We start from the raw sequence: 12,750 nt of genomic DNA, 5'->3' as shown, positions 1-12,750 counted from the left end.
CTTCACCCAGTGGAAGTCGTCCGCCCGGCAGTGAAAATCTTAGCGGTTAATAAGATGCGCTATCCCAATAATACGTCTCAATCCTAGTACACTTGCCATTTTGAGAATTGGTTGCTTTCACGAGTAATTTGGTTGCTTTCGTGCTGATTTAGTTGCTTTCGTAGTAGAACTGGTTGCTCCCAGTGATCGGTTGGTTGCCCTAAGCCATTTATTGGATGAATACAATGGAAAAACTGGTTGAAATTTTGTTTTTTAATGGGATGGTATGGATAATTGGGCAATTTCCACTGATTTTCGCTACAGGCGTCGACTCCTGCCGGATGAGTGGGCTAATGAGACATCCCAACGTACGCCTAAGGGCGGCGGGGATGGCTCATCGCTCACCCGGCGGAAAGCGTACGACTGCAGCGAAAATCCTAGCGGTCACCCAATAGGTTTTTTACGTCGCATGATCCCTTAACAACGAATTATTATATATCGATTTGAAACAGTTATTCATAATTTTCTAAGACACAACAAAAGAGATGAAGCGAATCACTAATGCTTCATTTCTTTTTGTATGGAAAATATTCTCGTAGATTGTGTTATGGACAGGTTTTTGATAAGATTAAAGTCTGGCGAAAAATAATTTTTAAAACTTTTATCCAATAAAATTATTTTAGAATGTACATAAAATGTAATAGTAATATTTCTTAAACAATTCTTTATCTGTTATAATGCAAGTAGTTTAATTAGGAGTGAACAAGTATGAACCATGAAGAGAGATTAGCACGACAGAAAAAAATACGTAACTTTTCAATTATCGCGCATATTGACCACGGGAAGTCAACGCTTGCCGATCGTATATTAGAAAAAACACAAACAGTGACGTCAAGAGAAATGCAAAGCCAATTACTCGATTCGATGGATCTAGAACGAGAACGCGGTATTACAATAAAATTAAATGCCGTTCAACTAACATATTCAGCAAAAGATGGAGAAGAATATATTTTTCACTTAATCGATACACCTGGACATGTCGATTTCACGTATGAAGTATCTCGAAGTTTAGCAGCTTGCGAAGGGGCAATACTTGTAGTAGATGCTGCACAAGGAATCGAAGCACAAACACTTGCAAATGTCTATTTAGCATTAGATAATGACTTGGAAATTTTACCGGTTATCAATAAAATTGATTTACCTGCTGCCGATCCAGAACGAGTGAAAAAGGAAGTAGAAGAAGTAATTGGTTTAGATGCTTCCGAAGCAGTGCACGCTTCTGCAAAAGCAGGTATAGGTATCGAAGACATATTAGAACAAATTGTAGCAAAAGTTCCAGCGCCTACTGGAGACCCTTCTGCGCCACTAAAAGCACTTATATTTGACTCCTTATTTGACCCGTACCGTGGAGTAATTGTTTATATTCGAATTATGGAAGGTACAGTGAAACCTGGAGATAAGATTAAAATGATGTCTTCTGGTAAAGAATTCGAAGTTGTGGAAACGGGAGTATTTACACCAAAAGCAACGATGCGTTCGGAACTAACTGTCGGAGACGTTGGATTTTTAACTGCTTCAATGAAACATGTTGGAGATTCAAACGTTGGGGATACCATTACATTAGCCGCTAACCCTGCGACTGAAGCACTTCCAGGTTATCGAAAAATGAATCCAATGGTATTCTGCGGTTTATATCCAATTGATAACTCGAAATATGTAGATTTACGTGATGCCCTAGAAAAATTAGAACTAAACGATTCAGCCCTAGAGTTTGAGCCAGAAACTTCCCAAGCATTAGGATTTGGCTATCGTTGTGGTTTCTTAGGATTACTTCATATGGAAATCATTCAAGAACGTATTGAACGTGAATTTAAAATCGATTTAATTACGACTGCACCAAGCGTTATTTACGATGTTAAGTTAACAAGTGGTGAATCGATTAAAGTCGATAATCCATCTATGATGCCAGAAGTACAAAAAGTAGATAAAATTGAAGAGCCATATGTAAAGGCTTCAATTATGGTTCCAGAAGACTATGTAGGTTCTGTTATGGAGCTTTGTCAGCGTAAACGTGGAAACTTTATCACCATGGATTATTTATCATCTGCACGTGTGAATATTATTTATGAAATTCCATTATCGGAAATTGTGTACGATTTCTTTGATGCATTAAAATCTAGTACAAAAGGATATGCTTCTTTTGATTATGAATTAATCGGATATAAAGAATCGAAACTAGTGAAAATGGATATTCTGCTCAATAGTGAGAAAGTGGATGCTTTAAGCTTTATCGTGCATAAAGACTTTGCTTACGAACGTGGGAAAGTAATTGTAGAGAAGTTAAAAGCGTTAATCCCAAGACAACAATTCGAAGTGCCGGTACAAGCGGCAATCGGTCAAAAAATTGTCGCGCGTTCAACGATTAAATCGATTGGTAAAAACGTATTAGCAAAATGTTACGGCGGAGATATTTCCCGTAAACGTAAACTTCTTGAAAAACAAAAAGAAGGTAAAAAACGTATGAAACAAGTAGGTTCTGTTGAAGTTCCTCAGGAGGCCTTCATGGCGGTTCTGAAAATGGACGAGCCAAATAAATAAAAGAAAGAAGGGGGCGCGAGCATAATAGCCCCCTTTTTCCTATATAGAGAGTTGGAAATAGTATGGTACGAGGAGTCTATATTCATATTCCTTTTTGTCATCAAATTTGTAATTATTGCGATTTCAATAAATTCTTTTTTCATAATCAACCAGTAGATGAATATATTGAATCGCTCGGGCAGGAAATGGCCTTATGGGCGGACGATTTAAAGAATGCACCGATTGAGACTATTTTTATCGGCGGAGGAACGCCGACTTCATTGTCTGTAGAACAATTGGAGCGGTTATTTACCCTTATACATGAGCATATCCCGCTAGAACAAGTAATAGAATTTACATCTGAATCGAATCCAGATGAATTGACACTGGAAAAAATGCAAGTGATGCGTAAGTTTGGAGTAAACCGATTAAGTATGGGGGTGCAAACTTTCGATCAGGACTTGTTGAAAGTCCTTGGAAGAACGCATTCCAATGATCATGTATATAAAGTAATCGAATATGCGAAACAAACGAATTTCCCTTCGATTAGTATAGATCTGATGTACGGTTTACCAAATCAAACGATGGATCAGTGGAAGGCATCATTAAAAGAAGCATTTCGTCTAAACATTCCACATATTTCTGCATACTCTTTACTTGTGGAGCCGAAAACGATTTTTTATAATTTATTATCGAAAGGAAAACTGACACTGCCAGGTGAAGATTTGGAAGCGGATATGTATAGTTATTTGATGGATGAAATGAAGCGTAATGGCTACGACCAATACGAAATTAGTAATTTTGCGCATGAAGGCAAAGAATCTAAGCATAATTTGCTCTATTGGAATAATGATGAATATATCGGTCTTGGTGCTGGAGCACATGGATATGTAAACAGTGTGCGATATTCCAATCATGGACCGTTAAAAAAGTATATGCATACAATTGAAATGAATGAAAAACCTATCATGATGGAGAAAGAAGTGTCTCTTGTTGAAAAGATGGAAGAAGAAATGTTTTTAGGACTACGAAAAAACGAAGGTGTTTCACTGGCAGGATTTGAACAAAGATACGGTCAAACATTACAAGAAGTGTATGGAAAAGAAATAGATGAATTGCTCGATAAAGAGTTAGTCGTGATCGAACAAGATTTTATTAAACTTACGACACGAGGCCGTTTTGTTGGAAATGAAGTATTTCAATATTTTCTTACAAGCTAAATCGTTGACAGTTCCGAATAGATTTGATAAATTTTCTATATAAGTATTAGCACTCTCTATGAATGAGTGCTAACAGAGGTGATAATCATGCTTACTAACCGGCAATTATTAATATTGCAAGTAACGGTAGATGATTTTATCGAAACTGCTCAACCAGTTGGATCTCGTCAACTTTCGAAAAAGGAGGAAGTTCCATTTAGTCCTGCTACTATTCGAAATGATATGGCGGATTTAGAAGAAATGGGCTTTTTAGAAAAAACACATACTTCGTCTGGTCGCGTACCTTCGCAAAAAGGCTACCGTTATTATGTAGACAATATGTTAACTCCACAACGAATTACTAAAAATGAGATTAAACAAATTCGATCCATTTTTGAAGAACGAATGGTTGAGTCGGAACAAATAATTCGTAAATCCGCGGCAATTTTGTCCGAATTAACGAATTATACCTCGATTATGTTAGGCTTAGATGTGAGAAAACATCGTGTCAAAAGGTTTTCTATCGTACCATTAACGGATGACTCCGCTGTCGCAATCATTGTAACAGATAGTGGTCATGTAGAAAATCGCGTATTTTCCATACCGGAAAGCTTTACTGCATCAGATATTGAACGAATGGTTAATTTGATCAATGAACATTTAGTAGGTGTTCACTTACATGAGCTGCCTGCTAAATTAGAAACTGTCACATCAGCTGTTTTACGCCAAAATAATGGTCGCTTAAATGATTTACTAGGTTCATTGAACAAGGCTCTAACAATTGAACATGAAGATAAAGTTTACTATGGTGGAAAAATGCAACTGTTAAATCAACCTGAATTTAATGATGTAGAAAAAGCACGAAGTATTATGTATTGGATGGATCATGTAAATCAAATGCCTGGATTATTCCATTTAGACCAAAAAGGAATTCAAATTCGAATCGGTACAGAAAATAACCATTTAGCGATGGGAGATTGTAGTATTATTACAGCATCCTATGACATTGGGAAGGAACAAATGGGATCCATTGCAATCATTGGACCTACTCGAATGGATTACAAACGAGTTGTTTCTTTACTTGATGTGATGAGTGGGGATTTATCGAGAGAATTGTCAAAAATTTTACATGGACCGCATGGATAAGGAGAGTTGCTAGTTATGTCAGAACAAAAAGATGAAATCGTTGAAGAATTAGAAACAGAAGAGCTAGAACAACAAACAGAGTCTCATTCTGCAGAAGAAACAACTGAAAATGTAGTAGAAGAAATCGATGAATTAACTCTACTAAAACAACAACTGGAAGAAGAAGAAAATAAAGCAATCCGCTTAAGAGCGGATTTTGAAAACTATAAGCGTCGTGTCCAATTAGATAAAGAAGCGGATTACAAATACCGTGCGCAGTCTGTATTATCAGATATTTTACCGGTGCTAGATAATTTCGAACGTGCTTTAGCTGTTGAAACTACGACAGAAGAAACTGCTTCTTTAGTAAAAGGTGTAGAAATGGTCTACCGCTCTTTACTGGACGCAGTATCCAAAGAAGGTCTAGAACAAATTGAAGCAGAAGGCGTTCCATTCGATCCGAATTTCCATCAAGCAGTCATGCAAGAAAAAGATGACTCAAAAGATTCAGGTATCGTGCTTCAAGAGTTACAAAAAGGGTATAAGCTAAAAGATAGAATTTTAAGACCATCTATGGTTAAAGTTAACGAATAAATTCTACTTAAAAAAACTATACGCACTTTATATTTAGGAGGAATAATTTATGTCTAAAATTATCGGTATTGACTTAGGAACAACAAACTCATGTGTATCTGTATTAGAAGGTGGAGAACCAAAAGTAATTCCAAATCCAGAAGGTAACCGTACAACTCCATCTGTTGTAGCATTCAAAAATGGGGAAAAACAAGTTGGGGAAGTAGCAAAACGTCAATCTATTACAAACCCACATACTATTGCTTCCGTAAAACGTTTAATGGGTACAAATGAAAAAGTATCTGCAGAAGATAAAGAATATACACCGCAAGAAGTATCAGCAATGATTCTACAATACTTAAAAGGTTTCGCAGAAGAATACTTAGGAGAAAAAGTAACAAAAGCAGTTATTACTGTTCCTGCTTACTTTAACGATGCAGAGCGTCAAGCAACAAAAGATGCTGGACGTATCGCTGGTCTTGAAGTAGAACGTATTATTAACGAACCAACTGCAGCAGCACTTGCATACGGATTAGACAAAATGGATCACGATGAAAAAATCCTTGTTTACGATTTAGGTGGCGGTACATTTGACGTATCTATCCTAGAATTAGGAGATGGCGTATTTGAAGTTCTAGCTACAGCTGGGGATAACCGTCTTGGTGGGGATGATTTTGACCAAGTATTAATGGATTACCTAGTACAAGAATTCAAAAAAGATAACGGAATTGATTTATCACAAGATAAAATGGCCGTACAACGTCTAAAAGATGCTGCTGAAAAAGCGAAAAAAGATTTATCAGGTGTTACATCAACTCAAATCTCACTTCCTTTCATTACAGCTGGAGAAGCTGGACCACTTCACTTAGAAGTAACAATGACTCGTGCGAAATTTGATGATTTAACAGCTCATTTAGTAGAACGTACAATGGTACCAACTCGTCAAGCGATGAAAGATGCTGGATTATCTGCTTCTCAAATCGATAAAGTTATCTTAGTAGGTGGATCTACTCGTATTCCTGCAGTACAAGATGCGATTAAAAAAGAAACTGGTAAAGAGCCACATAAAGGTGTAAACCCAGATGAAGTAGTAGCAATGGGTGCTGCTGTTCAAGGTGGAGTTTTAACTGGAGATGTAAAAGATGTTGTATTACTTGACGTAACACCACTTTCTTTAGGTATTGAAACAATGGGTGGCGTATTTACAAAACTAATCGAACGTAATACGACAATTCCTACTTCAAAATCTCAAACATTCTCGACTGCAGCAGATAACCAACCAGCAGTAGATATTMATGTTCTACAAGGTGAACGTCCAATGTCAGCAGATAACAAAACACTTGGCCGTTTCCAACTTGCGGATATTCCACCAGCTCCACGTGGCGTACCACAAATCGAGGTTACTTTTGATATCGACAAAAATGGTATCGTAACTGTTAAAGCAAAAGATCTTGGAACTGGAAAAGAACAAAATATTACAATTCAATCGAACTCTTCATTATCTGACGAAGAAATCGATCGTATGGTAAAAGAAGCAGAAGCAAACGCAGAAGCGGATAAAGTTCGTAAAGAAGAAGCTGAAGTGAAAAACGAAGCGGACCAACTAGTATTTATGACTGAAAAAACATTAAAAGATTTAGAAGATAAAGTATCAGAAGATGAGAAAAAATCAGCGGAAGATGCTAAAGAAGCGTTAAAAGCTGCTTTAGAAGCTGGTAACTTAGAAGATATTAAAGTGAAAAAAGATGCACTAAACGAAATCGTTCAACAACTTACAATGAAGTTATATGAGCAAGCACAAGCAGAAGCTGCTGCAAATGGCGGCGCACAAGCTGATGCAAAAGATGATGGTGTTGTAGACGCTGAATTTGAAGAAGTAAATGACGATAAAGACAACAAGTAAGTAGTAAGTTAGTCGGTAAGGAAAAGTCAAAGACCGTATTCGGCTTTGGCTTTTCTTACTGTTTAGACTAGATTATTTTTCCGTGTTACAATATTCATTACGTGTAGGTAAAGAGCAGGAGAGTGAACAATGGATAAACGTGATTATTATGAAGTACTAGGAGTTTCCAAAAGTGCTTCTCAAGACGAGATAAAAAAAGCGTATCGCAAGCTTTCTAAACAATATCACCCGGATATTAATAAAGCAGCAGACGCTGATGTGAAGTTCAAAGAAATTACAGAAGCTTATGAAGTATTAAGTGATGAACAAAAACGAGCACAGTACGATCAATTCGGTCATGCTGGTCCCAACCAAGGATTCGGTGGATTTGGCGGCGGCGATGGCTTTGGTTTTGAAGATATTTTCAGCTCGTTTTTCGGTGGAGGGGGAAACTCAAGACGACGGGACCCTAATGCACCTAGAAAAGGTAGTGATCTTCAATATACGATGACGATCGAATTTGAAGAAGCTGTTTTCGGAAAAGAAACTGAAATAGATGTTGCAAAAGAAGAGCCATGTGATACATGTACTGGAACTGGTGCAAAACCAGGAACTCACCCTGAGAAATGTTCACACTGTAATGGTCATGGTCAAGTGAACGTAACACAAGACACGCCATTTGGTCGTATTCAAACGAAACGGGCTTGTCATTATTGTGAGGGTACCGGGAAAATCATTAAAGAAAAATGTTCGACTTGTCACGGAAAAGGTACTGTAAATAAACGCAAAAAAATTAAAGTAACGATTCCAGCAGGTGTGGATGACGGTCAACAGCTTCGAGTAAGTGGTCAAGGGGAACCTGGTGTAAATGGTGGACCAGCAGGCGACTTATATATTGTATTCCGTGTTAAAGCGGATCCTAGATTTGAACGAGATGGTGACGATATTTATTATGAGTTACCACTTACATTTGCCCAAGCTGCACTTGGAGATGAAATAGAAGTACCAACTGTGCAAGGTAAAGTAAAATTAAAAATTCCAGCAGGTACACAATCGCAAACAACTTTCCGTTTAAAAGGAAAAGGTGTTAAGAATGTGCACGGTTATGGCACTGGAGATCAACATGTTGTAGTAAAAGTTATTACACCGAAGAAATTAACTGAAAAGCAAAAGCAATTACTTCGTGAATTTGCAGAAATTAGTGGAGATATTCCAGAAGAGCAAGGCAGTTCATTATTTGATAAAATAAAAAGAACGATAAAAGGCGAATAAAGGAGTGGGCGCAAGTGAAATGGTCTGAACTATCCATTCATACGACGAATGAGGCAGTGGAAGCAATTAGTAATATTTTGCATGAGGCTGGAGCAAGTGGGGTCGTTATTGAAGATTCAGAAGAGTTATTAAGAGAAAGAGAAGATGTGTTTGGTGAAATCTATAGCTTAAATCCAGACGATTTCCCTGTAGATGGTGTTCGAGTGAAAGCTTATTTAGCAGAAACTAGCTTTCTACTGGAAACAGTAGAAGAGATMAAACTTGCGATTAACAACTTACAAAACTTTAATATCGACCTTGGACATAATCATGTAACTATACAAGAAGTAGATGAAGAAGATTGGGCTACAGCTTGGAAAAAATATTATCATCCAGTGAAAATATCAAATCGTTTTACAATCGTGCCTACTTGGGAAGACTATGAGCGTGTCAACACGGATGAATTAATCATCGAATTGGACCCTGGAATGGCTTTTGGAACGGGTACACATCCTACAACTGTTATGTGTCTACAAGCACTTGAAAAAACAGTGCAAAAAGGAAGTAACATCATTGATGTGGGGACCGGTTCAGGAGTTCTTTCGATAGGTGCTGCCAAATTGGGTGCTGCTTCCATTCATGCACTAGATTTGGATGAAGTAGCTGTTCAATCAGCAAAAGAAAATATCGCACTCAATAGAGTAAATGATATCGTTCAAGTAACACACGGGAATTTACTAGATAACGTGAATGAACAAGCAGATATCGTGGTAGCAAATATATTAGCAGAAATCATTATGACATTTACAAATGATGCTTACTCGATTGTAAAAGATGGTGGACTATTTATCACGTCTGGTATTATTGCCACGAAAAAGGATGATGTTCGTAATTCCTTGCAACAAGCAGGATTCGAAATTGAAGAAGTTATGATGATGGAAGACTGGGTAACAATCATTTCAAGAAAGCCTGTAAAGTAAGGAGACGCTTATGCAACGTTATTTTACGAATGAACCTATAGGGGAAAATAATACGGTAACGATTACAGGAGAAGATGCGCATCATATGATTCAAGTGATGCGCATGTCTTCTGGAGACGACGTATATGTAGTAGCAGATGGCAAAACATATACGATGACCATCATAGAAGGCACTTCCAAAACAGTACTTTTGCAAATCAAAGAATCACATGAACAATCCGCAGAACTGCCGGTGAAAGTATCTATCGTTTGTGGACTTCCAAAAGGTGATAAGCTAGAGTTAATCACACAAAAAGCGACAGAGCTTGGAATGCATACACTGTATCCATTTGAAGCAAAACGTTCTATTGTGAAATGGGACAAACAAAAGAACGAGAAAAAAATCGCTCGTTTACAAAAAATTGCAAAAGAAGCCGCTGAACAATCTCATCGTTCGTTTATTCCACTAATACATAAACCAATCTCTTTAAGCGAGCTTTTGGAAATTTCCAAATCGTATGACGTGAAATTTGTTGCGGATGAAGAAGACGCCAAGCTTACGAAGCGGCAAAAGTTTGCTGACCAATTGAAAAAGGTGTATGATAAACAATCGATACTTATCGTTTTTGGCCCAGAAGGTGGGTTAGATCGACAGGAAGTACAATTACTGCTCGAAAATGAGTTTCAACCCATAGCACTTGGACCGAGGATTCTACGAACAGAAACAGCACCGTTATATGCGCTTGCTGCAATTTCTTATGAATATGAATGAAAGAGGTGTGAGGACTTGTCATCCGTTGCATTCCATACATTAGGTTGTAAAGTTAACCACTATGAAACAGAGGCTATATGGCAATTATTTAAAGAAAACGGTTATGACCGTACTGATTTTGAAAAACAATCAGATGTATATGTGATTAATACGTGTACGGTAACAAATACTGGAGATAAAAAAAGCCGACAAGTGATTCGTCGTGCAATTCGTCAAAACCCAGATGCCGTTATTTGCGTAACTGGTTGCTATGCACAAACTTCGCCAGCTGAAATTATGGCAATTCCAGGGGTAGATATTGTTGTAGGAACACAAGAACGCACAAAAATGCTAGATTATATTGAACAATATAAAACAGAGCGCAGTCCGATTAATGCTGTCGGAAATATTATGAAAAACCGAGTATACGAAGAGTTAGACGTTCCTGCTTTTACGGATCGTACACGTGCTTCTTTGAAAATTCAAGAAGGCTGTAACAACTTCTGTACTTTTTGTATTATTCCGTGGGCTCGCGGGTTAATGCGTTCCAGAGATCCAGAAGAAGTAGTTAGACAAGCTCAGCAATTAGTAGATGCTGGCTATTTAGAAATCGTTTTAACCGGTATCCATACAGGTGGGTATGGGGAAGACTTAAAAGACTATAACTTGGCACAACTATTAAGAGATATCGAATCGAACGTAAAAGGATTGAAACGACTTCGCATTAGTTCGATTGAAGCGAGTCAATTAACGGATGAAGTAATCGATGTTTTAAGAGATTCTAAAATAGTTGTAAGACATTTACACATTCCAATTCAATCTGGCTCCGATACGGTCCTTAAAAGAATGCGTAGAAAATATACGATGGAGTTTTTTGCGAATCGTTTAGACCGATTAAGAGAAGCACTTCCTGATTTAGCCATTACTTCGGATGTAATTGTCGGATTCCCGGGTGAAACGGAAGAAGAGTTTATGGAGACATTTAGCTTTATTCGTGACCAAAAATTCTCGGAGCTTCATGTATTCCCATATTCCAAACGTACTGGTACACCAGCAGCGAGAATGGACAATCAAGTAGATGAAGAGATAAAAAATGAACGTGTTCATCGATTAATTACATTGAATGATCAATTAGCGGCTGAGTATGCATCCCGTTTTGAAGGGGAAGTACTAGAGATTATTCCGGAAGAAAAATATAAATTAGATCCTGACAGTAATTTATATGAAGGATATACAGATAATTATTTGAAAGTAGTTATTCCTGGTTCGGAAGAGTTAATCGGAAAACTAGTGCGTGTGAAAATAACAAAAGCTGGTTATCCATACAATGAAGGGCAATTTGTTCGTGTGCTTGAAAATGTAGAAGAATTAGTGTAGGTCAGTGAGAACAATCTCGCTGGCTTTTTTTTAGATTCTCGATTATGATAAAGAGGTACGTACAACTTCAAAAGGAGACTATATAATGACTCAAAATATTGCAACATTAATCGACCATACATTATTAAAACAAGACGCAACTAAAAACCAAATCGAAAAACTTTGTGAGGAAGCAAAAGAATATACTTTTGCATCGGTTTGTGTGAATCCGACTTGGGTAAATTTAAGTGCAAAATTATTACAAGATTCACCAGTAAAAGTTTGTACGGTAATTGGATTCCCACTAGGTGCAAGCACTACTGAAGTGAAAGCATTTGAAACGACGAATGCAATTGAAAACGGTGCGGGCGAAATCGATATGGTTATAAATGTTGGTGCTTTAAAAGATCAAGATTATAACTTAGTGCAAAAAGATATCGAGGCTGTCGTACAAGCTGCAAAAGGAAAAGCGATTGTGAAAGTTATTTTAGAAACTTGCTTATTAGCAGACGAAGAAATTTTAAGAGCTAGTGAAATTTCAAAATTAGCAGGAGCAGATTTTGTTAAAACTTCTACTGGATTTTCTACAGGAGGCGCAACAGTAAGTGCTGTGAAGTTAATGCGTAGCGCAGTTGGACCGGAACTAGGAGTAAAAGCATCAGGTGGTGTTCGAAGTTTGGCGGATCTACAAGCAATGGTTGACGCAGGAGCAACGAGAATAGGTGCAAGCTCTGGTGTTGAAATTGTTAAAGGATTGGAAAGTAATTCTGATTATTAATTTAAGCCAAAGTATTGACCAGAACGAAAGTATACGGTATAATTTTTTAGTACATAACACTAGGTTATGTGCTTGACGTGTGTTCGGAGGGAGGGAAAAAGAGATGTCAAAAACTGTCGTTCGTAAAAACGAATCGCTTGAAGATGCTCTTCGCCGCTTCAAACGTACTGTATCTAAAAGTGGTACAATTCAAGAGGTAAGAAAGCGCGAGTTTTATGAAAAACCAAGCGTGAAACGTAAAAAGAAATCTGAAGCTGCCCGTAAACGTAAATTCTAATTAATTGAAATTTACAAAGCTTCGATGCTGTGGTTTCTATAAA

Annotated in this window: 11 protein-coding genes; all 11 read left to right on the top strand. The window is 37.5% G+C overall.

Annotated features, from left to right (window positions below):
- Window positions 1-747: 747 nt before the first annotated feature.
- The 11 genes from lepA (at window position 748) to rpsU (ending at window position 12,707) form a co-directional block, all read left to right on the top strand.
- A complete protein-coding gene (gene lepA, locus AC1DFT_RS18540) occupies window positions 748-2,577 on the top strand; it encodes a translation elongation factor 4 (RefSeq protein ID WP_478160746.1) in 1,830 nt (609 codons plus the stop codon).
- Window positions 2,578-2,639: 62 nt separating this feature from the next.
- Complete coding sequence (gene hemW / locus AC1DFT_RS18535; RefSeq protein WP_478160744.1) at window positions 2,640-3,776, top strand: radical SAM family heme chaperone HemW; 1,137 nt, start codon at window positions 2,640-2,642, stop codon at window positions 3,774-3,776.
- Between the two features lie 87 nt (window positions 3,777-3,863).
- On the top strand, window positions 3,864-4,901 hold the full coding sequence (gene hrcA / locus AC1DFT_RS18530) for a heat-inducible transcriptional repressor HrcA (RefSeq protein WP_478160742.1): 1,038 nt from the start codon (window positions 3,864-3,866) through the stop codon (window positions 4,899-4,901).
- 15 nt (window positions 4,902-4,916) lie between these two features.
- On the top strand, window positions 4,917-5,474 hold the full coding sequence (gene grpE, locus AC1DFT_RS18525; protein ID WP_478160740.1) for a nucleotide exchange factor GrpE: 558 nt from the start codon (window positions 4,917-4,919) through the stop codon (window positions 5,472-5,474).
- Between the two features lie 49 nt (window positions 5,475-5,523).
- Window positions 5,524-7,356 carry a molecular chaperone DnaK gene (gene dnaK / locus AC1DFT_RS18520; protein ID WP_478160738.1) on the top strand — a complete coding sequence of 611 codons (1,833 nt, stop codon included), beginning with the start codon at window positions 5,524-5,526 and terminating at the stop codon, window positions 7,354-7,356.
- 129 nt (window positions 7,357-7,485) lie between these two features.
- Window positions 7,486-8,607 carry a molecular chaperone DnaJ gene (gene dnaJ, locus AC1DFT_RS18515; protein ID WP_478160736.1) on the top strand — a complete coding sequence of 374 codons (1,122 nt, stop codon included), beginning with the start codon at window positions 7,486-7,488 and terminating at the stop codon, window positions 8,605-8,607.
- Between the two features lie 14 nt (window positions 8,608-8,621).
- On the top strand, window positions 8,622-9,566 hold the full coding sequence (gene prmA / locus AC1DFT_RS18510; protein ID WP_478160734.1) for a 50S ribosomal protein L11 methyltransferase: 945 nt from the start codon (window positions 8,622-8,624) through the stop codon (window positions 9,564-9,566).
- A gap of 10 nt (window positions 9,567-9,576) precedes the next feature.
- Window positions 9,577-10,317: a 16S rRNA (uracil(1498)-N(3))-methyltransferase gene (locus AC1DFT_RS18505; protein WP_478160732.1), complete on the top strand. Its 741-nt coding sequence runs from the start codon at window positions 9,577-9,579 to the stop codon at window positions 10,315-10,317.
- A gap of 15 nt (window positions 10,318-10,332) precedes the next feature.
- Window positions 10,333-11,673 (top strand): tRNA (N(6)-L-threonylcarbamoyladenosine(37)-C(2))-methylthiotransferase MtaB, encoded by a 1,341-nt coding sequence (gene mtaB, locus AC1DFT_RS18500; RefSeq protein WP_478160730.1) that lies wholly within the window; start codon window positions 10,333-10,335, stop codon window positions 11,671-11,673.
- A gap of 85 nt (window positions 11,674-11,758) precedes the next feature.
- On the top strand, window positions 11,759-12,430 hold the full coding sequence (deoC, locus tag AC1DFT_RS18495; protein ID WP_478160728.1) for a deoxyribose-phosphate aldolase: 672 nt from the start codon (window positions 11,759-11,761) through the stop codon (window positions 12,428-12,430).
- 103 nt (window positions 12,431-12,533) lie between these two features.
- Window positions 12,534-12,707: a 30S ribosomal protein S21 gene (gene rpsU, locus AC1DFT_RS18490; RefSeq protein WP_016426884.1), complete on the top strand. Its 174-nt coding sequence runs from the start codon at window positions 12,534-12,536 to the stop codon at window positions 12,705-12,707.
- The last annotated feature ends 43 nt before the right edge of the window (window positions 12,708-12,750 follow it).

The organism is Psychrobacillus sp. 05T411 (genome assembly GCF_056396485.1).
This window is presented reverse-complemented; position numbering and strand designations above follow the sequence as displayed.

Bases quoted from the DNA above. Each gene is read 5' to 3' on its own strand.
- lepA (WP_478160746.1), top strand. From the start codon at position 748: ATGAACCATGAAGAGAGATTAGCACGACAGAAAAAAATACGTAACTTT.
- hemW (WP_478160744.1), top strand. From the start codon at position 2,640: ATGGTACGAGGAGTCTATATTCATATTCCTTTTTGTCATCAAATTTGT.
- hrcA (WP_478160742.1), top strand. From the start codon at position 3,864: ATGCTTACTAACCGGCAATTATTAATATTGCAAGTAACGGTAGATGAT.
- grpE (WP_478160740.1), top strand. From the start codon at position 4,917: ATGTCAGAACAAAAAGATGAAATCGTTGAAGAATTAGAAACAGAAGAG.
- dnaJ (WP_478160736.1), top strand. From the start codon at position 7,486: ATGGATAAACGTGATTATTATGAAGTACTAGGAGTTTCCAAAAGTGCT.
- AC1DFT_RS18505 (WP_478160732.1), top strand. From the start codon at position 9,577: ATGCAACGTTATTTTACGAATGAACCTATAGGGGAAAATAATACGGTA.
- deoC (WP_478160728.1), top strand. From the start codon at position 11,759: ATGACTCAAAATATTGCAACATTAATCGACCATACATTATTAAAACAA.
- rpsU (WP_016426884.1), top strand. From the start codon at position 12,534: ATGTCAAAAACTGTCGTTCGTAAAAACGAATCGCTTGAAGATGCTCTT.